Here is a 25,428-nt window from a genome sequence, read left to right as displayed (position 1 = left end):
CAGAAACACCCACCGGCACAGGGTAGAGCGGCTAGCCTTGAAAGTTTCCGATTCATGGCGGGGGCTTTTCCATGTACGCACGTCGTGATGTCCTACGCGCAGGTGCCACTTTGGGCTTGCTGGCGGCAACCCCCTGGTTGCACGCCGCCGCCCCGGCGGGCTTGCTGACCCGTAAAGTGCCGTCCACCGGTGAAGCCTTGCCGGTGATCGGCGCCGGTACCTCCGGCAGTTTCGAGGTAGAAACCGGCTCGCCCCAGTACCAGCAGCTGAAAACGGTGCTCAAGGCGTTTTTCGAGGGCGGCGGCCGGGTTATCGATACCTCGCCCAACTACGGCGGTGCCGACAGCATTCTCGGCCAGTTGCTGGAGGAGGGTGGCTGGCACCGGCAGTGCTTCATTGCTACCAAGATAGCCGCCGACAGCCGGGCCGACGCCGAAGCGCAATGGGCCGGCAGCCTGAAGAGCCTGCGCACCGACAAGGTCGACTTGCTGCAGATACACAATCTGCGCGACTGGCAGACCCAACTGCCCTATGCCCGCGAACTGAAGCAGCAGGGCAAGACCCGGTATGTCGGCATCACCCACTACCTCAACAGCGGGCACGACGAAGTCGCCCGCATGGTGCGTAGCGAGCCGCTGGACTTCATCCAGATCAACTACTCGGTCAACGCGCCCGATGCCGCCCGTGAACTGCTCCCTCTTTGCCAGGACAAAGGCGTCGCGGTACTGATCAACCGGGCCTTCGACGATGGCCGCCTGTTTGCCAGGGTCAAGCACCAGGCCTTGCCCGGCTGGGCTGCAGAGGCGGGTATCAGCAGCTGGGCGCAGCTGTTTCTCAAGTTCGCCATCAGCCACCCGGCGGTGACCACGGTCATTCCCGCGACCGGGCGCCCCGACCGCCAGCTCGACCAGCTCAAGGCCGGGCATGAGCCGATGCTTACCCAAGCGCAGCAACAGGCGCTGATCAAGCAGTTCGCCTGAAGCCATGAATGCCTGGCGGCGGCGCCTGGACCAAGGGCTGAACATCCAGCCAGGGGAGGGGCCGGCGGTTATCGCCGGCTTGCTGCTGTTCTACCTGCTGTTCACGGGTTACTTCATGCTGCGCCCGGTGCGTGAAACCATGGGGGTTGCCGGTGGCGTAGACAACCTGCAATGGCTGTTCACCGGCACCTTCATCGCCACCCTGGCCTGCTTGCCACTGTTCGGCTGGCTGGCCTCCAGGGTGCAACGCCGGCACATCCTGCCGTGGACCTACGGCTTCTTTGCCGGCAACCTGCTGCTGTTCGCTGGGCTGTTTGCCGGTAACCCGGACGACTTGTGGACTGCCCGGGCCTTCTACATCTGGCTATCGGTGTTCAACCTGCTGACCATCTCGCTGGCATGGAGCGTGCTCGCCGATCTTTTTTCCACCGCCCAGGGCAAGCGCTTGTTCGGCCTGCTGGCCGCGGGGGCCAGCCTCGGCGGGCTCAGTGGCCCGATCCTCGGCACCTTGCTGGTGGCACCGCTGGGCCACGCCGGGCTGCTGGTGCTGGCAGCAGCCTTTCTGCTGGCCAGCATTGGCGCGGCTGTTTTCCTGCAACGCTGGCGAGCGCGCCAGCCGCTGCCAGTGCAAGCTGAACGCCCCGACTCGCGCCCATTGGGTGGCAACCCGTTTGCCGGGGCAACCGCCGTGTTGCGCTCGCCGTACCTGCTGGGCATTGCGCTGTTCGTGGTGCTGTTGGCCAGCGTCAGCACCTTCCTGTACTTCGAGCAGGCACGCATCGTCAGCGAAACCTTCACCGACCGCACCCGGCAAACTCAAGTCTTCGGCTTGATCGACACCGTAGTGCAGGCCCTGGCGATCCTTACCCAGGTATTCCTTACTGGCCGCCTGGCCCGTCGGCTGGGCGTTGGGGTATTGCTGGTGGCCGTGCCGCTGGTAATGGCGGCGGGCTTCCTGTGGCTGGCACTGGCGCCGGTGTTCGCTGTGTTCGTGGTGGTGATGGTGGTGCGCCGGGCCGGTGAGTACGCGCTGGTGCGGCCAGGGCGCGAGATGCTGTTCACCGTGCTGCCCGCCGAGGACAAGTACAAGGCCAAGAACTTCATCGACACCGTGGTCTACCGCGGCGGCGATGCCCTGAGCGGCTGGGTCAAGCGCGCGCTGGACGTGATGGGCGAGCACCCGCAGTTGGCCATGTTGATCGGTGCGCTGATCGCCCTGGGCTGGGCAGCAACCGGTGCCTGGCTAGGCCGTCGCCAAGCCCGCCTGGATAACCCGCCGCACGACTGACAGGCGCACCAAATATGGCTCCGCCGCTTATTTAACGCCACCGGTCCGAACCCTTGGCAATAAAACGAATCCCCCGATATCGCCGAACTCCGAACCTGTGTACGGCAGCGAGCCGTGCACCCCGAAGTCATATGAGGTTTGAGACCATGGCCAACAAAGAGAACAGCCGTACCGGCAATCAACAAGGTAGCCAGGGCGGTAACAAGAACCCAGGCAACTTCGCCAATGATCGTGAGAAGGCTTCCGAAGCCGGCCGCAAGGGCGGCCAGTCTTCCGGTGGCAACCAAAGCCAAGACACAAGCCGCAAAGGCGGCCGTTCGTAAGTGAGCTACGCAGTGCCGGGTGCACCGGCACTGCGATTTACCCTCGCTGGAGGACTGTATGCGCTTGACACCTCTGATAGCCCTCATGGGCGCCCTCACGCTGCTCAGCGGCTGTTTCGACCGCGATAACGATCACCCGGCCAAAGACGCCGACCCCAGCAAGCCCTCGCTGCAGATGCAGCAACCCGATGCCCAGCCGGCACCGCAGCCTGCACCCGACCCCGAGCCGATGCCGGGGCAGAAACCGAGCCAGTAAGCACATAAGGAGCACGGCATGACGGTGATGAACCGCAAAACTGCTGCAATTGCGCCCGTGGCTGCCGGGGGAAACATTTTGCAGCAGCGCTACCGTGCATTGCTGGAGGGCCATGATGAAACCAGCGTCGCCTGGCTCGACGAGCAACTGGCACGTGCCGCAAGTTTGCCAGATGACCTGCCCGATACACCGTCACACTTGCCGGCCTGGAGCGCCATGCATGCCGCCAAGGTCGCTGCCGCCTACGCCGATTACCTGCAGCAGCGTCGGCAAGGCGCACCACGCCGTTTTTTTACCAACCGCGCCCACGCACTGTGGTTTCTGCAACAGGTTGCGCCGACCAAAGCCGTGGACGGGGCCTGGCTGCACGGCAGCCTGCAGCATTGGCGCGACCCGCGCTTCCATGGGCTGATCCGCACTTACCTTGAAGAACTCGGCAACGGCGATCCTCAATGCAACCACGTGCTGATCTACCAGCGCCTGCTCAGCCGGCTGGGCTGCGTAGAAGCCATGCCGCTGGATGACATACGCTACCTGCAAGGCACCCTGCAACTGGCCCTTGGGCAGCATGGCGACACGTACCTGCCAGAAGTGATTGGCTACAACCTGGGATACGAGCAGCCACCGCTACACCTGCTGATCACGACCTTCGAGCTGGCCGAACTGGGCATCGACGGCCATTATTTCCAGTTGCACGTGACCATCGACAATGCCGCCAGCGGTCATGCCCAGCTGTCCATTCAGGCGCTGCGCCAGCTGTGCCCTCAAGACGACAAGCAGTCGTTCTACACCAGGGTACGTTGCGGCTATCGCCTCAATGACCTGGGCATTGCCGCGCCGGAGTTGATCCGCCAGTTCGACCTGCAGGCCGAACTGTTCGCGGCGCTGGAGCGCAAGCGAGTCTACGGCCAGTTCATGCATGCCGACCGCTGCCGCCTGCAGCAGCGCACCATCAATCAATGGCTGGCCGAGCCCGGCGCGATGCCAGCGTTTGTTGCCGCCTTGCAGGCCCAGGGCTGGATTCGCCGCGGCCAGCCGCCAGCAGAGAGTCGCTGGTGGAAGCTGATCGAAGGGCCTGCCGCCGCAATGTTCGGCGTATTTAATGCCTACGAAAAACAGTTATGGCATGACTGGATCGCTGACGATTGGCGCCCAACGATCCGCCGCGCGGCACCCGGCAGTTGGCAGATGCCTGAAGCACAAGGCGAGCCCGCCGCCAGCCTGCCAGATGAAACGCCAGCCACGCTGATCAAGTGCATGGCCGGCAACCGCCATGCGACCCCCGACGGCCTGTTGGCCACACGCGCCTACATGCGCATAACCGGGCTGCTGCAGGAGGAACCCCGCTGATGATGCTTGACCCCCGCCAAACCGAGGCCGATCAGGCGCTGCTGCTACTGGGCCAACGTCTGCGTGCCGATGGCTACCGCTTTACCTGCGTAACGCCGGCCACTCACGCCAGGGTCAATGCCCGCGAAGGCTCAGCGCAAGCAAAGAACTTGCGCGACGTGTTCGGCTGGAGCCGGCCCTTCGCCACAGGGCTGCTATCGGCAGACGAGCTGCAGTTGCTCGAACGCGCCCAGGTACTGGTGCCGCACGGCGAACTGCTGGCCAGCACGGTACGCTGGTCCAGCCTGGACGAACTGCTGCTGGTGCATTCGGCGTTCCCAACCGACGCTAGTGATGCCGTGTTCTTCGGGCCGGACAGCTACCGCTTTGCCCAGGTCATTCACGACTACCTGCAGCACAACCCCACGCGGGTCGAACATGCGGTAGATATCGGCTGCGGCAGTGGCATAGGCGCTTTACTGATTGCCCGTGCCGCGCAGCACGCACAAGTCAGCGCCGTGGATATCAACCCCTTGGCGCTGCGCTATACCGCGATCAATGCCGCACTGGCGGGCGTGAGCAATGTGTCGGTGGAACCCAGTGACTTGTTGGACGGTATCACCGGCACGTTCGACCTGATCGTGGCCAACCCGCCCTACATGTTTGACCGCAGCGCGCGAACCTATCGCCACGGCGGTGGCGCACTGGGTGCCGAGCTGTCGCTGCGCATCATCGAACAGGCCCGCGAGCGCCTGAGCCGGCACGGTACTTTGCTGCTGTACACCGGCGTGGCCATTGTTGACGGCCGCGATGCATTGCTTGAAGCCATCCGCCTGCGCCTGGCGGGGCCGGAATGGGCCTGGGTGTACCGCGAGATCGACCCGGACGTGTTCGGCGAGCAACTGGCCGAACCCGGCTATGAGCAGGTCGAACGCATCGCCGCCGTGGCCCTTACCGTTACCCGCAACCGCTGAAGCAGCATGGCGCGGCCCTGTACATTCGGCATCGAGGAAGAGTACCTGCTGGTGCGGCTGGCCAGCGGGCAGGTGCCGGCCACGCCATCGCCGGCCGTTATTGGCCGCTGTCGCGAAGCGTTGGGGCAGCATTTTGCCCAGGAAATGTTCCGCAGCCAGATCGAACTGGCGTCGCCGGTATTCAGCAACCTGCATGAAGCACGCGAATTCTTTCAACAGAGCCGCCAGCGGCTGCGCCTGACGTTGGCCGAGGAAGGCATGGGGTTGTACGCTGCGGCCAGCCACCCCAGCGCCGCCTGGCTGCGGCAAAAGCCTGCCGCGCCAACGCATTACCAGCAACTGTTCGATGACTACCAGCTGGTTGCCCGGCGCAGCCTGCTCAATGGCCTGCATGTACATGTTGGCGTACCCCCGGCGTATGACCGCATGCAGCTGATCAACCGCCTGCTGGCCTGGTTGCCGTTGCTGCTGGTATTGAGTACGTCATCGCCGCTGTGGGGCGGCCAGCGTACGGGTTACATGAGCTACCGCCGAGTGGTTTGCGGGGAGTGGCCGCACATGGGCTTGCCGGAAGCCTTGCCAGACTGGGCGGCCTACGAACGCTACCGTGCGCTGTTGCAGCGCACCGGTTCGTTGGCGGCAGATGGCGATTTCTGGTGGGCGCTGCGGCCTTCACGGCGCTTTCCGACGGTGGAGCTGCGCATATGCGATGGCTGCCCGCAACTGGAGGACGCCCTGTGCATTGCCGCGCTGTTTCGTCACCTGGTGGAACACAACATCAGCTACCCTCATGCCCCGGCCCCTTGCAACCGCGAGCTGCGCTGGGTGGCTCAGGAGAACTACTGGCGCGCGATGCGCCATGGCCGCCACGGCGAGTTCATCGGCGTGCACGAACAGCGGCCGGTCACCGCCGAAGGCTGGCTGGCCCAGTTGCAGGAGCAAGTGCCAATTGACAGCGTCGACGCCGAGCGCGCCTACCAGCATGCCCGGCACCTGCTGCGTGACGGTACGCATGCCGACCTGCAACTGCGCTGCTTGGAACACGCCACCGCTGCCGGGCAGGGCCAGGCGCAAGCGCTACGGGCCGTGGTGGCTGTCGGGACTTGCAATTAGCCGGGGTTGGCCGACAATGGCCGCGCCCCTTGCAGCCATTCGGAAACACCTGCTCCATGATGCTGATCAAGCAATTCCCCGAGATTTCCCTGGATGACACGTTGTTCGTCTTCGCCCTTGAGGCCGAGGCTGGCGATGTATTTACCGAGGTGAACACCGTGTTCACCGGCATTGGCAAGGTCAATGCCGCCATCGCCCTGACCAAAGCCGTTGCCTTGCGCCGGCCCAAACTGATCGTCAACCTCGGTTCGGCCGGCAGCCAGCGGCATGGCAAGGGCGAGGTGGTGTGCTGCAACCGCTTCGTGCAGCGCGACATGGACGTGACCCCGCTGGGCTTTGCTCGTTACGAAACGCCATTGTCGGATATCCCGGTAGTACTGGAGCATGGGGCGGTAATCCCTGGCCTGGCGCTGGAAACCTGCGGCAGCGGCGACAGCTTCGAGATCAACCATGGCGACGCGCCTTATGACGTGGTTGACATGGAAGCCTATGTGCTGGCGTTGATCGCCCGCGGTGAAGGGATTCCGTTCGTGTGCCTGAAGTACATTTCCGATGATGCCGGCAGCGATGCGGCGGGGGATTGGGCGGTGCAGGTGCACCTGGCCGCCGAGGCGTTCAAGCGGGTGCTGTTCAGCCAGGTTTGAAGGCTGGGCGGTGTTGGGGCCAGGTGGGGCTCCAGGTGCATGTCTTGGGATTTGAGGTGGTGCGCAGATCGAGCGCCGCCCGCGCGGCGCTTCGCAGCACAAGGCTGCTCCTACATCTGTTTCGGGCCAGTTATTCCTGAGGCGGCAGCGCGCGCCCCTTGTTTGTACTCCTCAATATCGAGCCATGCGCCAAGGCGGTCGCGCGCATGTGGCACAGGATTCATTGGCCCGAAACAGATGTAGGAGCAGCCTTGTGCTGCGAAGCGCCGCGCGGGCGGCGCTCGATCTCAAAGGCGCTGAAAATGCTGTGCCAGGCACCTTCCAGCCAAAATGCTTCACCAGCCCATAACCACAGGGCGGCCCAACTAAACCTTCGCCGCCCACCGCAGTCAGCACAGGTATCGGCAGGCAACCTTGGGTAAACCGTCATGGCTCGGGCAATCTGGAAAGGCGCCATCAGTTTCGGCCTCGTGCACATCCCCGTGGCCCTCAATACCGCCGTGCGCACCGAGCGTGTGGATTTCGACTGGCTCGACAAACGCAGCATGGAACCGGTGGGCTACAAGCGGGTAAACAAGGTCACTGGCAAGGAAATCGACAAGGACAACATCGTCAAGGGTGTGGAGTTCGAGAAAGGCCGCTATGTAGTGATCAGCGAGGAAGAGATCCGCAAGGCCCGGCCCGAAGCCACCCAGACCATCGATATATTTTCCTTCGTCGACGCCAGCGAGATCCCGCTGCAGCACTTCGATACGCCGTACTACCTGAGCCCGGACCGCCGAGGTGGCAAGGTCTATGCCTTGCTGCGCGAGACCCTGGCGAAGACTGGCAAGGTGGCGCTGGCCACGGTGGTACTGCATACCCGTCAGCACCTGGCGCTGCTGCGCCCGCTGGACGATGCACTGGTGATGATCACCCTGCGTTGGCCCGAGGAAGTGCGCGGGTTGGAATCGCTGGAACTGGACAGCAGCGTGACTGACAGCAAGGTGGACAAGCGCGAACTGGACATGGCCAAGCGGCTGGTGGAGGACATGAGCGGGCCATGGAAGCCCGACGAGTATCACGATGCGTTCCGCCAGACCATCATGGACCTGGTAGAAGAGAAGGCCAGCAAGGGCAAGATCGAGACGGTGGAGAAGGGCGAAAGTGCGGCGGCAGAGAAGGGCGCAGATATCCTCGACCTGACCGAACTGCTCAAGCGCAGCCTGGGTGGCAAGAAGCCCGCGAAGAAGACGCGCAAGGCCTCGTGAACATCCAGGTTCCTGAGCCGGCATCAAGGGCCTCATCGCCCGCAAGCCAGCTCCCACAGGAACTGCACATGACTTCGGGCCAATGCCATCCTGTAGGAGCAGCCTTGTGCTGCGAAGAGGCCGGTAGGGCAAAAAATCCTGTGTGGCTGTAATGGCCTCTTCGCAGCACAAGGCTGCTCCTACAGATCTGTGCATGCCTTGCAGGCAATGAGGCCGGTACAAGCGCCATCAAACCTGCGCCTGCAACCCCGCCAGATAATCGCCAAACCCCTCGCGGGCGCGGCTATCGCGTCGGCTGCTAGTGGCCACACTGTGCCTGGCAGTCCAGACGATCTGCGCGCCACTGGCCTGCAGGTCGCTGACCAATTGCACATCTTCATGTGCCGCCAAGGGCTGGAAGCCGCCCACACGCTCGTAGGCATCGGCACATACCCCCAGATTCGCCCCATGCACATGCCGGTGGCCTTCCCGCGCTTCATAGCGGCTGCGATACAGCTTGCGCAAGGCAGCGGTCTGCCAAGGCTGCCAATACGCCACATGCACCGTGCCACACACCACATCGGCGCTACAGGCCAGCTGCGACAATAACCAGTGCGCCGGCACCCGGCTGTCGGCATCGGTACACGCCAGCCACTGCGCCCCACGCTGGACCATGTGCGCCGCACCCACCCGGCGGGCCATACCGACGTTACCGGCATCCACTTCCAGCACCTGTATACCGAAACGCCGCGCCACCGCTGCACTGCTGTCGCTGCAGCGGTCCAGCACCACCAGCACTTCCACGCGGTGCCCCGACTGCCATGCCTGCTGGGCAGCGATCAGCACCGCCCGCAGGCAACGCCCCAGGCGGCGGGCCTCGTTATGCGCCGGGATGACCACGGCAATCATGGGCAGGTCTCGTCGAGGTCAACCACGCTGGGCTGGCAGGCCCAGTATTCGAGCACGAAGTCTGCTTCTTCATGCTGGAACTGCTGATACAGCGGCAGGTGCCTGGCCAGCATGCGGTGCACTTCGCGCCCGTCCTGCGGGCACCCGGCGATGGGGTGCTTCCAGTGACACGCCAGCAGGCCGCCGTCGTAGCCAAGGCTGGCCACCGACTGTTCGATCACCTGTAGCCAGTCGGTAGGGTCGAGGTAATAACCCACTTCGCTCAGCACGATCAGGTCGAAGCGCCCGCCTGGCCAGTCCGCCGGTAACCGGGCCAGTTCCACCGAGGCATTTCGCACATCAGCCAGGCGTTCGCGGGCCAACCCCACAGCGGTCGGGTCCAGGTCCTGGCACAGCAGGTCAGCGCAGCGTTCGGCCAGCAAGGCGCTGAGCTCGCCATTGGCGCAGGCAGGCTCGAACACCCGCTGGTAGTACTGACGCGGCAGGCTGGCCAGCACCAGCTCGCGCTTGCGCTTTTCGTACCAACGGGTGCGAAAGGCCCAAGGGTCTTCGTTGGTGGCGTACAGGTCGGCGAAATACTGCGCATCGAGGCTCATGACAACTCCATTTACAGGAACACCAGTTCGAAGGGTTGTAGCAGGCAATCCAGCAGGTTTGCCGGTAGCACGGGCGGGTTGTGGCCGTCTGGTTCCAGTTGGCTGACATGGGCGGACAGGGCCTTGCGCTTGCCTGCCACGCGGGCTTCGTCCAGCTGCAACCGGTGCGCACGGGGCCACGGCAGCCGGGGGTCGTCGGGTTGCGCCCAGTGCCAGGCCCATACCGGTACTTCGGCCAGCTGCACCTGGCGGGCTTGCGCAGCGTATGCCGCAGCGCGGCCGATGGCCTCGTGGTCGCAATGGCCATCGCCGCGCCAGGTAGCCATCAACAAATCGTCGGGGCGCAGCAGCTGGGTCAGGTGACTGACCAGAAATGCGGCTTCGCGCGGCAACTGGCCGTCCTTGAGATGCAGCCTGCGCCAGTCCAGCCGGTTAGGAGCCAGCTCGAGTTGCATGAGGGCCTGACGGCTCTCCAGCGGGCGTTGGCGGCGCAAGCGATGCGGGGTCCAGTGGCTGGAACCGGGGTGGCTGCCTTCACCGTCGGTAGCGGAAATCAGCAGCAGGTCATCCTCACGGCCCTTGAAGCCTGCCAGCAGGCCGCCGGCCATGAGAATTTCGTCATCCGGGTGCGGCGCAATCAATACCAGCCGACGCCCCGGCGGGCAGAGTTGCTGTGGATCGAGCCAGGTGGCACGCGCCAGGTGCGCCGCCTGCTGCCAGGCTGCCCAGGGTGTGCCGCTGGCGGCCTGGATCAGGTTCTTCTTCATAGCTGCCACGCCCCGGCCGGCACCTGGGCCAACTGCTGGCCCAACACCGCCAGGTCACGCTCGGCATGGCTTTGGCGCAGGAACACCGGCAAATCGGCGCTCAGCCGGGCAAAATGGCTGCTACGGCAGAACGGCGTAGCGCCCAAGGCGCGCCCGACGTGGCTGATGACTTGTTCCACCGCCTGTTCTACCTGGGCACGGGTACGACGCACTTCGAAGCTGGCATCCACCCCGGGCTGCCGGTCGATCCAGGCGGCGCACTCGTGCAGCGCCGCGCGTGCGCCGTACAATGCAGCATCCACAGCGCCCAGGTGCGCATCGGCATGCGGGTCGGGGCGGGGCTTGCGGCAATGCTCGCGCAGGTAATCCGCCAGTGCTTCGGCCGCGCCGTACCAGCAGGCGGCGATACCGGCACCGCCTTGCCAGAAGCCCAGGCGTGTGAGGTATTGGCCTGGTTTGCCGATCAGCGTGCCGGGGGTATCGTTGAATTCCACGTCTACGCTGGCGGTGGTGGCCATGCCAACGGCTTGCCAATGCTCGATGCTCAACCCCTGGCTCGGTTGCGACAGCTCGATCGCCACCAGTTGCGGTTGGCCAGCCTCATCCCAGGCGGTGATCAGCGCCCGGTCGATCTGCAAGGCACCTGAACACCAGGCCTTGCGGCCATGCAAGCGTACCTGGTCACCCTCACGTGCCGTGATACAGGCGCGGGCATCGGGCGGTTCTGCTGCCCATACACCCCAGATGCCGTCAGCCACGTGGTGCGCGGCACCGCACTCGGCCAGGATCGCCAAGGCATCGGTGTGGCCCTCATAAAGCTTGGCCAGTGCCAGGTCACAGCCAGCCACCCGCGCCAAGGTCTGCCAGCGGCGCAAGGTATTGCCTTGCCCCGGTAAGGGCAGCAGGTCGAGGTGGTCAGCTTGCAGCGCCTGGATCAGCTGCGGCAACTGGGTGTCGAGGTTGAGCGGTTGCAGCCGTTCACCAAAGGCCCGTAACAAGCGGTCAAGGGTGGTCAGGTTGAAGTCTTGAACGATGCTCATGGGCGCGTCTCCCGCGTTATGTCCATTCGCTGCAGCGCCATCACTCAAGCCCCAGTTGCTTGCGCATGCGGGCAGTGATGGACTGGCGTACCTTGCCCATGTCGGCCCAAGGGTCGTCGACCTCGGCCAGGCGCTCGCGCAGGTTGGCAATGTTCCACTGGTTGGCCGCCTTGATCTGCACCAGCTCCTCGCGCCAGATCGGTACCGAAACGGGCAACCCCTCACGGGCACGCAAGGTATAGGCGCACGCCGTGGTGGCGCCTTTGCCGTTGCGCAGGTAGTCGATGAAGATGCGCCCAACGCGGTTTTTCGGCCCCGATACCGCACTCAGGCGGTCCGGGAACAGCTGGGCCAGGTAGTTGACGATGGCGTGGCTGAAGTCCTTGACCTCGTCCCAGCCAGCCCGGCGGGTCAACGGCACTACCAGGTGCATGCCCTTGCCACCGCTGGTTTTCAGGAACACCTGCAGGCCCAGCTCGTCAAGCAAGGTCAGGGTCAGCTGGGTTGCTTCGAGCATGGCCTTCCAGGGCAGCGCGGGGTCGGGGTCGAGGTCGAGTACGAATCGGTCGGGCTTGTCGAAGTCCTTGTCGGTAGCGTTCCAGGTGTGCAGTTCGAGCATGTTCATCTGCACCGCGCCCAACAACGTGTCCGGGCGGTTGATGACCATCGCCGCCTGGCCTGCCTCGGCCTTTTCATAGCTGAGCACATGGGGTATGTGCAGCTGGCCGGCGTTTTTCTGGAAGAACAGCTCGCCGGCCAGACCTTCCGGTGCGCGCACCAGCGCTACCGGGCGGTGCTTGAGTTGGGGCAGGATCCACTGACTGACGGCGGCGTAGAACTCGGCGACCTCACGTTTGGTAACACCGCTGGTGGCGTCGATCACCCGGTCGGGGTGGGTCAGGCGCAGTTCACCCAAGGTGCCTGGCCCCTTGGCCTGCTTGACGCCTTTGGGTACGGTCTTGGCAGGCATGGCGCGCTCCAGGTCGATGGCGGTGGCCGCCTTGTCATCGCGCAGGCCATGGAACACCGAGTGGCGCACGATGCCGTCACGGGTCATCTGGGCATAGGCAACTTCAGCCAGCAGCTGCGGTTGCAGCCAGTGCACGCCACGGGCTTCGGCCCCCGCGGGTGGTTTGGCCAGGGCTGGTTTGGCCCTTTGCAGTGGCTTGAGCCGGGCGTGGATACTGGCGAGTGTCGCAGCGCTGAAACCGGTGCCGACCTTGCCGGCATAACGCAGCGCGCCAGTGTCGTTGTCGTGCAGGGCCAGCAGCAGGGCACCGAAGCCGCTGCGGCTGCCTTTGGGGTCGGTGTAGCCGACAATCACGAACTCCTGGCGTTGCTTGCACTTGAGCTTGACCCAGTCAGGGCTGCGGCGGCCAGTGTAGGGGCTGTCGGCACGCTTGCCGATCAGGCCTTCGAGTTCCAGCCGGCAGGCGCTGTCGAGCAGGGCCTCGACGGGCTGGTCAAAGTCGGCGGAGTACTTGAGCACGTCCGACTCAGCGTGCTCAAGCAATCGCCGCAAGGTGTCGCGCCGATCCTGCAGCGGCACCTGGCGCAGGTCCTGGCCGCCGAGGAAGGGCAGGTCGAACAGGTAATAGGTAATGCGCTCGTCGTGGTCGGTGTCAAAGGCGTTCTGCAGCGCCTGGAAGTCCGCCGCGCCGTTGTCGTCGGGCACCACCATTTCGCCATCAAGCCATGCCGAATCTATGCCCAGTGCGCGCAAGGCGGCGATTTGCCTGGGCATCTTGCTGCTCCAGTCGTGGCCGTTGCGGGTGAACAGGCGGATGTCGTCGCCGTCGATGCGGGCCAGGATGCGATAGCCGTCGAACTTGACCTCATAGCGCCAGTCGCCGCTGGGCGGGGAGTCCACCAGGGTTGCCAGCTGCGGCTGCAGCTGCGCTGGCAAAGGCGCCTTATGGCCTTTGCCGGCACGTTTGCGGCTGGCGCGGGGGGTAGCGGCCTTTTTCGCCGCAGCCTTGCGCGGCACCAGGGTGCGGTCGCTGAGCACACTGTCGGGCTGAGCCTCGACGATACTGTAATCGGCTTCGCTGCGCGCCTGGCCATCGTGCGACTTGACCAACATCCACTGCTCTTTCTTGCCGGCCAGGTGGGTGCGGAACAGGTTCCACACACCGCTCAGTTTTTCGCCTTGCAGGCGAAAGCGCAGCTTGCCCTTGGCATAGGCCTCATGCGCATCGCCTTCGGGCTCCCAGATGCCCCGGTCCCAGACAATCACATCACCTGCGCCATAGTGGCCTTCGGGGATGTTGCCTTCAAAGTCGGCGTAGTCGAGCGGGTGGTCCTCCACGTGCACAGCCAGGCGGCGTACCTTGGGGTCCAGCGACGGGCCCTTGGGGATCGCCCAGCTTTTCAGGGTGCCATCAAGCTCAAGGCGAAAGTCGTAGTGCAGGTGGCTGGCATCGTGTTTCTGAATGCAGAACTGCAGCGCATGGGCCCGCTTGCCACGGCTGCCCTTGCCACTGGGCTCAGGCGTGGCGTTGAAGTCGCGCTTGCGCGCATATTCCTGCAGGGACTTGGCCATGGCGGGCTCCGGGCGGTTTTGCATTCTCTAAAGTGGGAGGCGGCGGCCTGGGTGGTAGTTCAAAAAACTCTGAATCTTCCGCAGGTGGGGGTAGTCGACCGAATGAAGCCACCTGACGGAGAACCCACATGGCCCGAGCAGATGAACCGAAGCCGTATACCCCAACCGAGATCGACGATACCGAAGACCGCATGGGCAGCGTCCACGAACTGGACTTCGACGAGCGCCTGGACGAGCGTGAGGGGCGCGTGGGAGATGAGCGCCCGGCCGAGGAAGCCGACCAAGAGTTTCCACCCCGGCGCGTGGCCGAAAGCGGCATGACGGGCGGCGAGGCGCTGAGCGACAGCCTGCATGAGGACAACGTCACCTATGACGACCTTAGCCCCGATACCCTGCTGGACGAAACCGGCGCCCGCGACCGACACGAACCTGGCAGCGGCGGCCCGGCGGACCAGACCCTGCGGCGAGTGAATGCCGATGAGATCGGTGGCGGCATAGGCCTGGACGAGGCCGAACTGGCCCGTTCCGCACCGCTGGATGGCGAACCGTGGACCGATGATGTGATCGATGACGAGGAGCACAAACCATGAACGAGCAGCGCTGTGCGTGTGCGCATTGTTCCTGCACTGTGGACGCCAATGCCGTGCAACGGGACGGTAAGTTGTACTGCTGCGAGGCCTGTGCCAGCGGGCATCGCAATGCTGAGCCGTGCCGGATGCAGGATTGCAATTGTGGGAAAAAGCCGGGGGAGAGCGCCGTGGACAATGCGCTGGATGAGACCTTTCCGGCGAGTGACCCGATTTCGCCTTGATAGCTGATCCCTGCTGTTGGCAGGCGCCTGTGGGAGATCACCCGGCCCTTCAGGCTGCGCTGTCGCGCAGAGAACAGAACCCGCAAGCGTGTCGCAGACCTTGTGGGAGCGGGTTCACCCGCGAATGCGGCGGTAGAATCAGCATCGCATTCGCGGGTAAACCCGCTCCCACAGGGTTCCTGTTGAAGCAGTGAGTTGTGTGCAGTTCCATGAGCGCCACAGCTTGGTCATTTGGCTCAGTGCGTCTGCCAGATGCCGTTGTTGCGCTCGCAATCGGTGCGGGCCTGGCCCAGGCTGGGGGTGTCGTAGTAGTAGGTGATCACCCGCGCCTCCTTGGGCAACGCCGGCTTGTCACCGCCGCTGGCCTTGGGGTTGGCCAGCGCTTCCTGGGTCAATGGCGCAATGCAGCTGCCGACACTGCCGTCGGCACAACGCGCGACCTTGTGCTTCGTACTGCTGAGCATGTCTTTGCTCTCGTTGCTGCACGACCAGTTGATCGCTTCGGCGGGCAGGTTGCCGTAGCTGTAGCAGGTGTGCCGCTCCACCGGCTTTACCGCGTCGCTGGAGGACCGGGTGAGCACGTCACAAGCTTCGGCCAGGGCTTGGCCGCTGGCCAGGCTGGCAACCATCAACATCAGTACAGGGACACGCATTTGCCACCTCCCGGGCCATTGGCCCTTGCAAGGTCTAGGCGGGCTTGTCGCGCTGGCGCATGGCCTTGGCGCGCTTTTCCAGGATCAGGTAAGTAACCACTGCCAACAGCAGCGGCACCAGGTAGTACAGCGTGCGATAGCCTAGCAGCGCAGCCACCAGCGTGCCTTGGGCCAGCTGCCCGTGCAGCAATGCCAGGAACACCGCCTCCAGCACCCCCAGCCCGGCGGGAATATGCGCAACCACCCCTGCCACGCAGCTGATCAGCAATATGCCGAGTATCGACGGGTAGAAGGCTTGGCCAGGCAGCAACCAGAAAATCAGCAGCGCCATCAGTGCCCAGTTGCTGGCGCCCAGCGCCACTTGGCACAGCGCCAGGCGCAGCGACGGTAGCGTCAGCTCATGGTCGCGCCAGCACCAAGTGCGCTTTTTGGCAAAGCCGCAGGCCAGCAGGTAACCCCCGGCAATGGCCAGCAACAGCAGGCCGATCAGTCTCAGGCCGGTAGCACCCACCGCCCAGTTGCTGGGCAGTTCCACCAGGCCCAGGGCGAACACCGTGCCGGCCAACAGCATGTAGCCCATCCAATTGGTCAGCAGGCCCAGGGTCAGGATGCGCGTGATGGTCGCCGTGTCCAGGCCCAGGCGGCTGTAAAGCCGGTAGCGCAAGGCAACGCCGCCCACCCAGGTGGTGAAATTGAGGTTGAAGGCGTAGCACACAAAGGCAACCGGCAGTACCTGGCGGGCTGGCAGGTGGTGGCCGGTGTAGGCCCGTGCCAGCAGGTCGTAGCTGGCAAACGTCAAATAACTGCACACGGCTATCGCCAGGCCGATGGCCAGCGTACCGGGCTTGTAGGCCAGCAGTGACTGGCGCACTTCGTGCCAGTCCAGGTTGCGTGCCAGCACGTACAGCAGGGTCGGGATCAGCACCAGGAAGGCCAGTGTAAACAGGCGTTTGCCCCAGATATGCCAGCCTTTGCGCGCCATCATGTCTGCCCCCCGTGTAGATCACCGTGGGCTTCGACCTCCGGCTGCACCGAACGCAAACGCTGGCGGTGCGCCGGGAACCAGCCGGCAATGCGCGGGAAATGGCGGATCACGTGGAAGCACACGAAGATCAATGGCGCCCGCCACCAATAGCCGCGAAACATACGTTCCAGGGTGACCGGTTTGCATTGCTCACTGGCCAGCGCCTGAAGATGTTGGTCCAGTTGCTGGTTGAAGGCACGGTCACGGATGAACAGGTTGGCCTCCAGGTTGAACGACAGGCTGAGCGGGTCCAGGTTGCTGGAGCCGACAGTCGCCCACTGCTCGTCCACCAGCGCCACCTTGCCGTGCAAGGGCCGCTGGCAGTATTCGTAAATAGCCACGCCATCGCGCAGCAGGTAGTTGTACAGCAGCCGCGACAGCGCCCGAACCCAGCGCATGTCGGGCTGGCCCTGCAAGATCAGCCGTACCTCCACACCACGCCGGGCCGCATTGCGCAGTTCACGCATCAGCCGGTAGCCCGGGAAAAAGTACGCGTTGGCCACCACGATGCGCTGCTTGGCAGCACGAAAGGCCTGCAGGTACTGGGCCTCGATATCGGTACTGCGCAGCCCGTTATCGCGCTCGACCAACACTGCGCTGCTGTCCCCGGCAGGCTCGGTCAGTGGCCGCACCGCGCTGGGTGGTTGCAGCACCGGCGACATCAGGCGCTTGCTGGCGGCATGTACCTGTGCCACCACCGGGCCGGTGACTTCGACGGCATAGTCCTGCTTGGCCATGGCACCAAAGTCGCCCAGGTGATCGGCGCTGTAGTTGATGCCGCCAATGAACGCCCGCTCACCATCGACTACCACGATCTTGCGGTGCAGGCGCCGGAACAGGTTGGTGCGCATGCCCACCAGCCGAGGCTGCGGGTCGAAGGCGTGAAAGCTGACCCCGGCGTCGGTCATGGCGGCAATGAACGGTGCTGGCAGGTCGGCGGTGCCATAGCCATCCACGGCGACTTCGACACGCACGCCCCGGCCAGCGGCATCGATCAGCACCTGCTGCAATTGCTGGCCAACCTTGTCATCGAAGATGATGAAGGTCTCCAGCAGGATTTCTTCCCGTGCCTGGGCCATGGCCTCGAACACACGGGGGTAGTACTGTTCGCCATTGATCAGCAATTGCACGGCGTTGCCGTCTACCCAAGGCCGGTTCACAGGTTGATCTCCGCAGCCAGTGGGGCATGGTCGGACAGATGCGACCATGGGTATTTCGACAGCACCTGGGCCGTGCCGGGCATGGCGTTGCGCAAATAGATACGGTCCAGGCGCAACATAGGCAAACGGGCCGGAAAACTGCGCGCCGGGGTGCCAAAATGCTCACCGAAGGCCTCAATCAGGTGTTCGCACAGTACAGTGTCGGCCTTCAGCCGCCAGTCGTTGAAGTCGCCGGCAACAATAACCGGCGCCTTGCGGGGCAGGCTATCGAGCAGCTCCAACAACAACTTCACCTGGCGCTGCCGGTGGGACTCGCGCAGGCCCAGGTGCACGCACACCGCATGCACCTGGTCGTGCCCCGGGACCTCAAGCTGGCAGTGCAGCAAGCCGCGCTGCTCATTGCCGTGCACCGAAACGTCGAGGTTGTTGAAACAGCTGATGGGGAATTTCGACAGTAGCGCGTTGCCGTGGTCGCCATGCGGGTACACGGCATTGCGGCCGTAGGCGAACTGCGGCCACATGCTGTCGGCGAGAAATTCATACTGCGGCGTTTCTGGCCAGGCTGGATGGCGCAGGGCATGTTGCTGGTGGCTGCCGTGCACTTCCTGCAAGAACACCAGGTCGGCACCGGTGGCGCGCACGGCCTCGCGCAGTTCGGGCAGGATGAAACGCCGGTTGAAAAAGGTGAAGCCCTTGTGCACGTTCAGCGTCAGCACATTGAGCCGGTGCACCGCGGTGACCTTGTCGATGATGCAGCGCGGGGCGGGCAGGGTCCTGTTCACAAGGCCACCTCCGGCACCACGCCCGGTTCGGTCATCAGTTCATGGTCCAGTGACAGCTTTTGCAGCAGGCGGCGGGCGTCGTAGGGCGCGTGCACTTTCTGGTCGTTGTCGAAGTAGCAGTACACGTCGCGCGCGGCGCGCCGTGGTGGCGGCCCCGGCATGATCAAGCGGGCGTCGTCTGCCTGGCTGCCCTGGCTCCAATGCTGGATGCGTTGCTTCCAGCGCCGCAAGGCCCGCGCGGTATAGCCGCTGCTGTACAGCTCCACATCGCCGTGCAGGCGCATATACACGAAGTCGGCAGTAACGTCTTCGACATAGGGCCACTTGCCAGCGCTGTCGGCAACCACCAGGGCCACCCGGTGCTTGCGCAGCAGCTTGACGAATGCGTCGCACAGAAAGCTCTCATGGCGGATTTCCACGGCGTGGCGCAAGCGGGAATTACCGCGGATATCAAGGCTGCCATTATCTTTCAGGCGTTCGGCGCAGCCTTGGGCGCATTCCCGGGCAGCCTTGCGGTTGCGCGGCAGCAGTTCGAAGAACCGGGCAAAGCGCGCCTCATCGAACTTCATGTTCGGCGGAAACTGCCACAGGAACGGCCCGAGTTTCTTGCCCAGTAACAGCGGCCCGGAGGCGAAGAAGTTGGCCACGGCTTCTTCGACGCCCTTCAACCGCCGTACATGCGTGATATAGCGCGGCCCTTTGACTGCGAAGACAAAGCCTTCCGGGGTTTCGTCGCGCCAGTCCAGATAGCGCTTGGGGGTTTGCAGGCTGTAGAACGAGCCATTGATCTCGATGCTGTTCACCGCCCGCGAAGCAAACGCCAGCTCATCAGCCTGGCGCAGGCCCTTGGGGTAGAAATCCTTGCGCCAGGGGCCATAGCGCCACCCGGAGATACCGATGCGGATATCGCTCACGCTGTGCTCCTCATAGCCGGTTCCTTGTTCGGTCGCTCTGAAGGTGCGACTGGTGAACACCGGCCAGGGTTCAGCACGGTTGACCAACGGGAAAGGGCTATGGCGGGTTGAACTTTGCCGGCGCTGGCTTTTCCACCGCATACCTGCCATGAGGAAGGGTGCGAGGATGAAATTCGACCGTTTCTCCCAATGGCTGGCCAACTGGGCCGGCCGCCCGCTGAGCTTCGGTGTCGCCTGCCTGCTCATCGTGAGCTGGGCTGTCACTGGGCCACTGTTCGACTTCAACGACACCTGGCAACTGGTGATCAACACGTCGACCACCATCATCACTTTCCTCATGGTGTTCCTGATCCAGAACACCCAGAACCGCGACAACGACGAACTGCACATCAAGATCGACGAACTGCTGCGCACTACGCGCCGGGCGCATAAAGCGCTGCTGGACCTGGAAGACATGGACCCGGCCGAGCTGCATGCCTTGCGCAAACAGTACCGGCAGATGGCCGGGCAGGGTGACGATGCGCAGAACACCAAGGAATGACCTGCCAACCCTGGAGGCAAGCATGGCCAGACACATCATTCACTTTACCGGGCCGATCAACTCGTCGACCTGTGGCAACTTGATCAACAACTGCTCGCGGGCGCTGCAGCAGGGGGCTGATATCCTGCAGCTGAACATCGCCACCATGGGCGGCGAGTGCAGTTATGGCTTCACCTTGTATAACTTCCTGCGATCACTGCCGGTGCAGGTGCATACCCACAACCTGGGCACAGTGGAGTCCATGGGCAATATCCTGTTCCTGGCCGGGGAGCGGCGCACGGCGTGCAGCTTGAGCAAATTCCTGTTTCACCCGTTCCACTGGACCTTGCATGGCTCGGTGGACCATGCACGCATGGCCGAGTATGCGATGAGCCTGGACTATGACCTGCGGCTGTACGCCCAGATCGTCGCCGAGCGGACCGAAGGCGCGGCCGAGGTGCTGGATGTGCCGCGTTACCTCATGGCCTACCCGCGCATACTGGGGCCACGGGAGGCGCTGGAGAGCGGCATGATCCATGCCATTGACGAGATGCCGATCGAGGCGGAGGCGGTGCAGTGGAGTGTGCATGCCTAGCGTTTTCCTTTGCCGGCCCCTTCGCGGGTAAACCCGCTCCCACAGGTACAGTGTATGCCTGAGATACCATTAATCCTGTGGGAGCGGGTTTACCCGCGAAGAGGCCGGCACAGAAGAAACAGGCCTACCGCACCGACGCCGCCGTGGCCCTGTCACAGGCCAGCAACAACCGGATCAGCAACTTGATCTCATCCTTGAGCACCGCCACCTGGTCAAGGTGGGCAAACCGGCAGTCGGCAATCTCATGCAGGGCCTTGGGGTGCGGCGCATCGGCAAACTCTGCCTCAAACACATAGTGCATGCGCTCTGCCGCTTCATGGCGCATCAACAAGGTCAACGAATCGGCCTGCAACCCGGTTTCTTCCAGCAATTCGCGCTCCGCCGCCTGCACAGGTGTCTCGCCAGGCTCGATCTTGCCGCCGGGCAGGGTCCAGGCGGCATTGGGCTTTCTTACCCATAGCCATTTATGGGTTTGCTTGCCATGCCGGCAAATGATGGTGGCGCGGTGCTTGACGGGTTTCATTCAGGCTCCTGGACGAATCCTTATTCCATGAAGATTCGGCCCCAGGCGGCAATAAACGTTGCGTTGAAGCTGACGAACGGTCAGTACGGCACGCTCCCACTCAAGGCTTCGATAGCCTCGATCAGCTCGTCGTAGCCCACCGGCTTGTTCAGGTGCCGGTCGAAGCCCGACTGCCGCGACTTGTGCTGATCGGCGCTGGCGCCATAGCCGGTGAGGGCGATGGCCGGGGTATGGCGCAGGTGCACATGGGCACGTAGCGCCTTGATCAAGGCGTGGCCGTCCATGACTGGCATGCCGATATCAGACAAGATGATGTCGAACTCTTCGCCTACGGCGGCCTCCAGCGCCTTGCGCGGGTCACTGAAAGCGCAGACGCTGGCGCTCTCCATTTCCAGCAGTTCCTGCATCACCTCCAGCACGTCCACGGAGTCGTCCACCAACAGCACGCGAATGCCGTTCAAGCGGCCTTCGCTGAGCTGTTCACTGCCTTGCGCACGCTGCGGGCCCTGCACATCGCACAATGGCAGGCAGACGGTAAAGGTGCAGCCCAGGCCCAGCCCGGCCGAGCTGGCCTGCACCGTCCCGCCCTGGGCCTCGGCCAGTTGCCGCACCAACGACAGGCCAATGCCCAAGCCCTCGCGGCTGTGGCTGGCCAATTGCGGTGCCGCCTGGCTGAACAGGTCGAAGATATGCTCCAGGCTGTCGTGGTTCAGCCCTACGCCGTGATCGATCACCTGCAGGCGTGCCTGGTCATCGTCGTGGCTCAGCACCAGGCGTATCTCACTGCCTGCCGGGCTGAACTTCAGGGCGTTGTTCAACAGGTTCCAGATGATCTGCTCCAGCCGCGTGACGTCGCCCTCGATCATCAGCGGCAACCCGTCGGCGGGCAGCTCCAGGCGCACCGGGCAGGGGTGTTGCTCGCTCAGCACCACGCCATGGATACCCTGCAGGATGGCGCCAAGGTCTACCGGTTCGGTCTTCAGTTTCAGCTTGCCGGTGCGGATGCGCGCCACATCCAGCAGGTCATCGATGATCCGCGCCTGGCTGGAGACCGCCTCGCAGATGGTGACGACGGCCTTGCTGGCGGCGCTGATGTTCTTGATCGTTGGCAGGCGACGAAGGATTTCGGCATTCAGCTGGATCAGGTTGAGCGGGTGCTTGAGCTCGTGGGACATGACCGCGAAGAACTCGTCCTTCATGTGGCTGCTGCTCTGCGACTCGGCCAGTTGCTTGCTCAGGCGCTCTTCACCCAGGCGCACGCGCTCTTCGGCGGCGTGGCTGGTGCTGATGTCGATGAAGGTCAGTACCGTGCCGTCGATTTTCTGCTCGCTGGAGCGGTAGGGCAGCAGGCGTGCCAGGTACCAGTGATCATTCTGGCCGCCGATTTCGCGCTCGATGACGGTTTCACCCTGGGCCACAGCGCGCGCATCATCGGCCAGCGCCGGGTAATCCAGGCGGTGGGTGATATCGAGCAAAGAGCGGCCGGTGTCAACCGGCAATATGTTGAACAGGTCGGTGGCGCGCGGGGTGAACCAGCGGATATGCAGGTTGCGGTCGACGAACACCGTGGCGATCTCGGTGCAGGCAATCAGGTTGCTGAGGTAGTCGTTGACCTTGTCGGTTTCCTCGACCTTGTTCTTCAGCTCGTAGTTGACAGTCAACAGTTCCTCGTTGATCGACTGCAGCTCTTCCTTGCTGGTTTCCAGCTCTTCGCTGGCCGAGCGCAGTTCTTCGTTGATGGCCTGCATTTCTTCGTTGGAGGCGGTCAGCTCTTCACTGGAGACCTCCGATTGCTCGATGGTCTCCTGCAGTTGCAAGCGTGTACGTTGCAGTTCGCGTTCCAGGTTGTGCAGGACCATGCTGTCGGTCTGGCGGATTACCCCGGGCAACGGCAAGGACGGGTCGGGCGTACGCTCTTCGAACACCACCAGCAGGTAATCGCTGCCATTGAGTTCGTCCTTGTACGGTTGCACGGTGATCTCCACCTGCAACCGGTGTTCGCTGTCCGCCAGGTCGACCGGGCGCGAGCTTACCGCCACGCTGCCCTGGCGCGCCTGGAACAAGGTGCTGCGCAGGGCCAGGCGCAGGCTGGGCAGCACCAGGTTGAGCAGGTTGCGGCTCGGCTCGCCTCCGGTCAGTTGCAGGAAGTGGCCCACGCCGTCACTCATGTGCAGGATGTTGCCGTCGATATCGACGATAAGGCTGGGCGGCATGCGCCGCGCCAACGCGCGATGGTGCAGCTCGGCATACGATGGCTTGCGCCCGGGCTTGGCCTTGCTCAAGGCATCCAGCGCTTTACTGGCGGCGAGGGTACCGGGTAACTGGCGGCCTGAACGGCGGCTGGCATTGCTGACATCACGGGCACGAAAAATACGGTTGCGCTTGTCCACCGCGGCAAACAGTTCACCGGCTACGTCGGCCGACTCGGACGAGCCAAGGAACAGGTAGCCACCCGGGCGCAGGGCGAAGTGGAACATCTGCAGGATGTCGCGTTGCACCTCGCGGTCCAGGTAGATCAGCAGGTTGCGGCAGACTATCAGGTCGATCTGCGAAAACGGAGGGTCCGACAGCAGGTTATGGCGGGCAAACAGCACCTTTTCACGGATTTCCTTGCGTACCCGGTAATGCTGGTCTTCCTTGACGAAGAACTGGCGCAGCCGGCTGGGCGGCACGTCGGTGACGATGGCCTCAGGGTAGGTACCGCTGCGGGCGATGCCGATGGCGCGCTCATCCAGGTCGGTGGCGAACACCTGCAGCTTGCGCGCGCGCTGCTCCAGAGCCAATTGCTCGCACACCAGCATGACCAGGCTGTAGGCCTCTTCGCCGGTGGAGCAACCCGCCGACCAAATGCGGATCTCGTCGGCGCCGTCGGCCGGCTCTCGCTCGCTGGCCAGCTGCGGCAGTACATGACGCTCCAAGGCCTCGAAGGCGTCGCGGTCGCGGAAGAAATTGGTCACGCCAATCAGCATGTCGGCCAGCAGGGCGCGGGATTCCGCCGGGTGCTGCTCCAGGTAATGCAGGTAGCCAGCCAGGTCCGCTTGCCCGGTTACGTGCAGACGGCGCTCGATTCGCCGCAGCACGGTGGCACGCTTGTAGTGCTGGAAGTCATGGCCGGTGGTGCTGCGCAGCTGCAGAAGGATTTCTTCAAGCAGCGGCTCGAAGGCCTGGGCGTCGCCAGCACGGGTACCCAGGGCGGGCGGCAAGGTGTCGTCGTCGATCTCCGGCAACTTGACCTGGCGCGCATTGCGCCACAGTTCCAACAGCTTCTGCGGTATTTCCGCCGCTGGCAGCACCAGGTCGACCATGCCGGTTTCGATGGCCGCGCGGGGCATGCTGTCGTATTGGGCGTCGTCCGGGGTCTGCACCAGGGTCACGCCGCCTTGCTCCTTGATCCGCGACAGGCCCACAGCACCGTCGGCACCGGTGCCGGACAGCACCACGCAGAAGGCGTGGTCCTTGTGCACGTCAGCCAGGTCACGGAAAAACAGGTCGATGGCCACATGGTCGCCACGGCGCCGGTTAGCCGGGGCTACACGCAGGTAGCCGTCGTTGGTGGACAGCCGATTGGCCGGCGAAATCACGTAGACGTGGTTGCGCTCGATGGGCACCGGCTCGGTGACCTGGCGCACCGGCATGCGCGTGGTTTCCTGGATGATGCGGTCGGCCACGCTCTGGTGGTCGGGCGACAAGTGCAGCACCACGACAAAGGCCATGCCGCAATCGCTGGGCATTTGCCGGAACAGCGTGCAGATTGCCTCCAGGCCACCTGCAGAGGCGCCGATGCCCACCACCGGGAAGTCCAGATGGCTGGGGCTGAGCGCCGGGTTCTGGGGCGAGGCGGGTTGCTTGGAGGACGACTTCATCGACGGAGCCTTGTGCATGAGCCTTACGTGCAGCCCGTAACTGCTGTGCCGGGCGTGTGTAGTGGCGGGATTATAGGCCGCCACTTTGCAGTTGTGACCGCTGCCGGTGGCACAAAGTGCGATCTGCCTGCATCCGCCACGCAAACATTTTGCCTGCGTGAGTTTCGTGCCACCGGTCAGTTGCCGGTAAACGCATTGAGCAGAGCCGGTAACCGGCGGCTCGGAAATAAGGCATGGCTCAGATTCATGCGAGCAGCCAATCCATCGCAAGGAGAAACGACATGGCGCAGGACCAACAGCGAACCAGCCAGCGTGGCGGTACCAAGGAAACCAACCCAGGCAATTTCGCCAATGACCGGGAACGCGCTTCGCGCGCGGGCCACAAGGGCGGCCAAGCCTCTGGCGGCAACTTCGCCAACGACCGTGACCGGGCATCGGAAGCCGGCCGCAAGGGTGGGCAGAACAGCCACGGTGGGGGCCGTCAGCAGTGACGCCAAGCGCCCGGCACTGCGGGAGCCGGGTGCCGCGTACTACCGCTGTGGGCAAGCTGCAAAGGCCACTGGTACCAATAGTTCGACAATATATTGAATCTT

General features: G+C 63.8%; 26 protein-coding genes. 14 read left to right on the top strand and 12 right to left on the bottom strand.

Annotation, left to right across the window (positions count from 1 at the left end):
* Window positions 1-71: 71 nt before the first annotated feature.
* From ACIP1G_RS03220 to ACIP1G_RS03180, 9 genes are all read left to right on the top strand, one after another.
* A complete protein-coding gene (locus ACIP1G_RS03220) occupies window positions 72-980 on the top strand; it encodes an aldo/keto reductase (protein ID WP_400733641.1) in 909 nt (302 codons plus the stop codon).
* A gap of 4 nt (window positions 981-984) precedes the next feature.
* Window positions 985-2,268 carry an NTP/NDP exchange transporter gene (locus ACIP1G_RS03215; RefSeq protein WP_400733638.1) on the top strand — a complete coding sequence of 428 codons (1,284 nt, stop codon included), beginning with the start codon at window positions 985-987 and terminating at the stop codon, window positions 2,266-2,268.
* 146 nt (window positions 2,269-2,414) lie between these two features.
* On the top strand, window positions 2,415-2,591 hold the full coding sequence (locus tag ACIP1G_RS03210; protein WP_400733635.1) for a general stress protein: 177 nt from the start codon (window positions 2,415-2,417) through the stop codon (window positions 2,589-2,591).
* 58 nt (window positions 2,592-2,649) lie between these two features.
* Window positions 2,650-2,847, top strand: a complete 198-nt coding sequence (locus ACIP1G_RS03205) for a hypothetical protein (RefSeq protein ID WP_400733632.1) — start codon at window positions 2,650-2,652, stop codon at window positions 2,845-2,847.
* 18 nt (window positions 2,848-2,865) lie between these two features.
* The gene (locus ACIP1G_RS03200; protein WP_400733630.1) at window positions 2,866-4,197 is read left to right on the top strand and encodes an iron-containing redox enzyme family protein; all 1,332 of its coding nucleotides are present in this window, start codon (window positions 2,866-2,868) and stop codon (window positions 4,195-4,197) included.
* Window positions 4,197-5,150, top strand: a complete 954-nt coding sequence (locus ACIP1G_RS03195; protein ID WP_400733628.1) for a methyltransferase — start codon at window positions 4,197-4,199, stop codon at window positions 5,148-5,150. The genes ACIP1G_RS03200 and ACIP1G_RS03195 overlap by 1 nt, the downstream gene beginning before the upstream one ends.
* A gap of 6 nt (window positions 5,151-5,156) precedes the next feature.
* Entirely contained in the window at window positions 5,157-6,263 is a 1,107-nt protein-coding gene (locus tag ACIP1G_RS03190) for a carboxylate-amine ligase (RefSeq protein ID WP_400733625.1), read from the top strand.
* 56 nt (window positions 6,264-6,319) lie between these two features.
* Window positions 6,320-6,907, top strand: coding sequence for a nucleosidase (locus ACIP1G_RS03185; RefSeq protein WP_400733622.1), 588 nt, complete (start codon window positions 6,320-6,322; stop codon window positions 6,905-6,907).
* A 428-nt stretch (window positions 6,908-7,335) separates the two neighbouring features.
* The gene (locus ACIP1G_RS03180) at window positions 7,336-8,157 is read left to right on the top strand and encodes a Ku protein (protein WP_400733620.1); all 822 of its coding nucleotides are present in this window, start codon (window positions 7,336-7,338) and stop codon (window positions 8,155-8,157) included.
* Between the two features lie 228 nt (window positions 8,158-8,385).
* On the opposite strand, the gene ACIP1G_RS03175 is transcribed toward ACIP1G_RS03180, so the two are convergent.
* From ACIP1G_RS03175 to ligD, 5 genes are read right to left on the bottom strand one after another with little or no spacing between them, the layout of a single operon-like run.
* The gene (locus tag ACIP1G_RS03175; RefSeq protein WP_400733619.1) at window positions 8,386-9,045 is read right to left on the bottom strand and encodes a glycosyltransferase; all 660 of its coding nucleotides are present in this window, start codon (window positions 9,043-9,045) and stop codon (window positions 8,386-8,388) included.
* On the bottom strand, window positions 9,042-9,641 hold the full coding sequence (locus tag ACIP1G_RS03170; protein ID WP_400733616.1) for a class I SAM-dependent methyltransferase: 600 nt from the start codon (window positions 9,639-9,641) through the stop codon (window positions 9,042-9,044). The genes ACIP1G_RS03175 and ACIP1G_RS03170 overlap by 4 nt, the downstream gene beginning before the upstream one ends.
* An 11-nt stretch (window positions 9,642-9,652) precedes the next feature.
* Window positions 9,653-10,408: a PIG-L deacetylase family protein gene (locus ACIP1G_RS03165; protein WP_400733613.1), complete on the bottom strand. Its 756-nt coding sequence runs from the start codon at window positions 10,406-10,408 to the stop codon at window positions 9,653-9,655.
* The gene (locus ACIP1G_RS03160; protein WP_400733611.1) at window positions 10,405-11,448 is read right to left on the bottom strand and encodes an acyl-CoA dehydrogenase; all 1,044 of its coding nucleotides are present in this window, start codon (window positions 11,446-11,448) and stop codon (window positions 10,405-10,407) included. The genes ACIP1G_RS03165 and ACIP1G_RS03160 overlap by 4 nt, the downstream gene beginning before the upstream one ends.
* A gap of 40 nt (window positions 11,449-11,488) precedes the next feature.
* The gene (gene ligD / locus ACIP1G_RS03155) at window positions 11,489-13,990 is read right to left on the bottom strand and encodes a DNA ligase D (protein WP_400733609.1); all 2,502 of its coding nucleotides are present in this window, start codon (window positions 13,988-13,990) and stop codon (window positions 11,489-11,491) included.
* 128 nt (window positions 13,991-14,118) lie between these two features.
* Here ligD and ACIP1G_RS03150 point away from each other — a divergent pair, with 128 nt between their 5' ends.
* Both ACIP1G_RS03150 and ACIP1G_RS03145 read left to right on the top strand, forming a co-directional pair.
* Window positions 14,119-14,580 (top strand): phosphotransferase system, HPr-related protein, encoded by a 462-nt coding sequence (locus tag ACIP1G_RS03150; protein ID WP_400733606.1) that lies wholly within the window; start codon window positions 14,119-14,121, stop codon window positions 14,578-14,580.
* Window positions 14,577-14,801 carry a metallothionein gene (locus ACIP1G_RS03145; protein WP_400733605.1) on the top strand — a complete coding sequence of 75 codons (225 nt, stop codon included), beginning with the start codon at window positions 14,577-14,579 and terminating at the stop codon, window positions 14,799-14,801. Before ACIP1G_RS03150 ends, ACIP1G_RS03145 begins: the two co-directional genes overlap by 4 nt.
* A gap of 236 nt (window positions 14,802-15,037) precedes the next feature.
* Here ACIP1G_RS03145 and ACIP1G_RS03140 read toward each other — a convergent pair whose 3' ends face one another.
* The 5 genes from ACIP1G_RS03140 to ACIP1G_RS03120 are packed head-to-tail and all read right to left on the bottom strand — an operon-like array spanning window position 15,038 to window position 19,334.
* Window positions 15,038-15,454, bottom strand: coding sequence for a hypothetical protein (locus ACIP1G_RS03140; RefSeq protein ID WP_400733602.1), 417 nt, complete (start codon window positions 15,452-15,454; stop codon window positions 15,038-15,040).
* Window positions 15,455-15,488: 34 nt separating this feature from the next.
* Window positions 15,489-16,436: a lysylphosphatidylglycerol synthase domain-containing protein gene (locus ACIP1G_RS03135; RefSeq protein WP_400733832.1), complete on the bottom strand. Its 948-nt coding sequence runs from the start codon at window positions 16,434-16,436 to the stop codon at window positions 15,489-15,491.
* Window positions 16,436-17,638, bottom strand: a complete 1,203-nt coding sequence (clsB, locus tag ACIP1G_RS03130; protein WP_400733600.1) for a cardiolipin synthase ClsB — start codon at window positions 17,636-17,638, stop codon at window positions 16,436-16,438. The genes ACIP1G_RS03135 and clsB overlap by 1 nt, the downstream gene beginning before the upstream one ends.
* Window positions 17,635-18,420 (bottom strand): endonuclease/exonuclease/phosphatase family protein, encoded by a 786-nt coding sequence (locus ACIP1G_RS03125; RefSeq protein WP_400733598.1) that lies wholly within the window; start codon window positions 18,418-18,420, stop codon window positions 17,635-17,637. The genes clsB and ACIP1G_RS03125 overlap by 4 nt, the downstream gene beginning before the upstream one ends.
* Window positions 18,417-19,334, bottom strand: coding sequence for a DUF72 domain-containing protein (locus ACIP1G_RS03120; protein WP_400733595.1), 918 nt, complete (start codon window positions 19,332-19,334; stop codon window positions 18,417-18,419). The genes ACIP1G_RS03125 and ACIP1G_RS03120 overlap by 4 nt, the downstream gene beginning before the upstream one ends.
* Before the next feature lie 166 nt (window positions 19,335-19,500).
* Between ACIP1G_RS03120 and ACIP1G_RS03115 the strand changes: the two genes are divergently transcribed.
* Both ACIP1G_RS03115 and ACIP1G_RS03110 read left to right on the top strand, forming a co-directional pair.
* Window positions 19,501-19,875, top strand: a complete 375-nt coding sequence (locus tag ACIP1G_RS03115) for a low affinity iron permease family protein (protein WP_400733593.1) — start codon at window positions 19,501-19,503, stop codon at window positions 19,873-19,875.
* Between the two features lie 22 nt (window positions 19,876-19,897).
* The gene (locus ACIP1G_RS03110) at window positions 19,898-20,449 is read left to right on the top strand and encodes an ATP-dependent Clp protease proteolytic subunit (protein WP_400733590.1); all 552 of its coding nucleotides are present in this window, start codon (window positions 19,898-19,900) and stop codon (window positions 20,447-20,449) included.
* 124 nt (window positions 20,450-20,573) lie between these two features.
* Here ACIP1G_RS03110 and ACIP1G_RS03105 read toward each other — a convergent pair whose 3' ends face one another.
* The gene (locus ACIP1G_RS03105; RefSeq protein WP_400733588.1) at window positions 20,574-20,972 is read right to left on the bottom strand and encodes an NUDIX hydrolase; all 399 of its coding nucleotides are present in this window, start codon (window positions 20,970-20,972) and stop codon (window positions 20,574-20,576) included.
* A gap of 80 nt (window positions 20,973-21,052) precedes the next feature.
* Window positions 21,053-24,835, bottom strand: coding sequence for a CheR family methyltransferase (locus ACIP1G_RS03100; protein ID WP_400733585.1), 3,783 nt, complete (start codon window positions 24,833-24,835; stop codon window positions 21,053-21,055).
* A 281-nt stretch (window positions 24,836-25,116) separates the two neighbouring features.
* Between ACIP1G_RS03100 and ACIP1G_RS03095 the strand changes: the two genes are divergently transcribed.
* A complete protein-coding gene (locus ACIP1G_RS03095) occupies window positions 25,117-25,326 on the top strand; it encodes a general stress protein (protein WP_400733582.1) in 210 nt (69 codons plus the stop codon).
* Window positions 25,327-25,428 lie beyond the last annotated feature (102 nt).

This window comes from Pseudomonas sp. NPDC089392 (genome assembly GCF_044749595.1).
In the GTDB taxonomy this organism is placed as follows: domain Bacteria; phylum Pseudomonadota; class Gammaproteobacteria; order Pseudomonadales; family Pseudomonadaceae; genus Aquipseudomonas.
This window is presented reverse-complemented; position numbering and strand designations above follow the sequence as displayed.

Excerpts from the sequence above, each read along its gene's own strand:
- ACIP1G_RS03220 (WP_400733641.1), top strand. The coding sequence starts at position 72 with ATGTACGCACGTCGTGATGTCCTACGCGCAGGTGCCACTTTGGGCTTG.
- ACIP1G_RS03215 (WP_400733638.1), top strand. The coding sequence starts at position 985 with ATGAATGCCTGGCGGCGGCGCCTGGACCAAGGGCTGAACATCCAGCCA.
- ACIP1G_RS03210 (WP_400733635.1), top strand. The coding sequence starts at position 2,415 with ATGGCCAACAAAGAGAACAGCCGTACCGGCAATCAACAAGGTAGCCAG.
- ACIP1G_RS03205 (WP_400733632.1), top strand. The coding sequence starts at position 2,650 with ATGCGCTTGACACCTCTGATAGCCCTCATGGGCGCCCTCACGCTGCTC.
- ACIP1G_RS03200 (WP_400733630.1), top strand. The coding sequence starts at position 2,866 with ATGACGGTGATGAACCGCAAAACTGCTGCAATTGCGCCCGTGGCTGCC.
- ACIP1G_RS03195 (WP_400733628.1), top strand. The coding sequence starts at position 4,197 with ATGATGCTTGACCCCCGCCAAACCGAGGCCGATCAGGCGCTGCTGCTA.
- ACIP1G_RS03190 (WP_400733625.1), top strand. The coding sequence starts at position 5,157 with ATGGCGCGGCCCTGTACATTCGGCATCGAGGAAGAGTACCTGCTGGTG.
- ACIP1G_RS03185 (WP_400733622.1), top strand. The coding sequence starts at position 6,320 with ATGATGCTGATCAAGCAATTCCCCGAGATTTCCCTGGATGACACGTTG.
- ACIP1G_RS03180 (WP_400733620.1), top strand. The coding sequence starts at position 7,336 with ATGGCTCGGGCAATCTGGAAAGGCGCCATCAGTTTCGGCCTCGTGCAC.
- ACIP1G_RS03175 (WP_400733619.1), bottom strand. The coding sequence starts at position 9,045 with ATGATTGCCGTGGTCATCCCGGCGCATAACGAGGCCCGCCGCCTGGGG.
- ACIP1G_RS03170 (WP_400733616.1), bottom strand. The coding sequence starts at position 9,641 with ATGAGCCTCGATGCGCAGTATTTCGCCGACCTGTACGCCACCAACGAA.
- ACIP1G_RS03165 (WP_400733613.1), bottom strand. The coding sequence starts at position 10,408 with ATGAAGAAGAACCTGATCCAGGCCGCCAGCGGCACACCCTGGGCAGCC.
- ACIP1G_RS03160 (WP_400733611.1), bottom strand. The coding sequence starts at position 11,448 with ATGAGCATCGTTCAAGACTTCAACCTGACCACCCTTGACCGCTTGTTA.
- ligD (WP_400733609.1), bottom strand. The coding sequence starts at position 13,990 with ATGGCCAAGTCCCTGCAGGAATATGCGCGCAAGCGCGACTTCAACGCC.
- ACIP1G_RS03150 (WP_400733606.1), top strand. The coding sequence starts at position 14,119 with ATGGCCCGAGCAGATGAACCGAAGCCGTATACCCCAACCGAGATCGAC.
- ACIP1G_RS03145 (WP_400733605.1), top strand. The coding sequence starts at position 14,577 with ATGAACGAGCAGCGCTGTGCGTGTGCGCATTGTTCCTGCACTGTGGAC.
- ACIP1G_RS03140 (WP_400733602.1), bottom strand. The coding sequence starts at position 15,454 with ATGCGTGTCCCTGTACTGATGTTGATGGTTGCCAGCCTGGCCAGCGGC.
- ACIP1G_RS03135 (WP_400733832.1), bottom strand. The coding sequence starts at position 16,436 with ATGGCGCGCAAAGGCTGGCATATCTGGGGCAAACGCCTGTTTACACTG.
- ACIP1G_RS03115 (WP_400733593.1), top strand. The coding sequence starts at position 19,501 with ATGAAATTCGACCGTTTCTCCCAATGGCTGGCCAACTGGGCCGGCCGC.
- ACIP1G_RS03110 (WP_400733590.1), top strand. The coding sequence starts at position 19,898 with ATGGCCAGACACATCATTCACTTTACCGGGCCGATCAACTCGTCGACC.
- ACIP1G_RS03105 (WP_400733588.1), bottom strand. The coding sequence starts at position 20,972 with ATGAAACCCGTCAAGCACCGCGCCACCATCATTTGCCGGCATGGCAAG.
- ACIP1G_RS03100 (WP_400733585.1), bottom strand. The coding sequence starts at position 24,835 with ATGAAGTCGTCCTCCAAGCAACCCGCCTCGCCCCAGAACCCGGCGCTC.
- ACIP1G_RS03095 (WP_400733582.1), top strand. The coding sequence starts at position 25,117 with ATGGCGCAGGACCAACAGCGAACCAGCCAGCGTGGCGGTACCAAGGAA.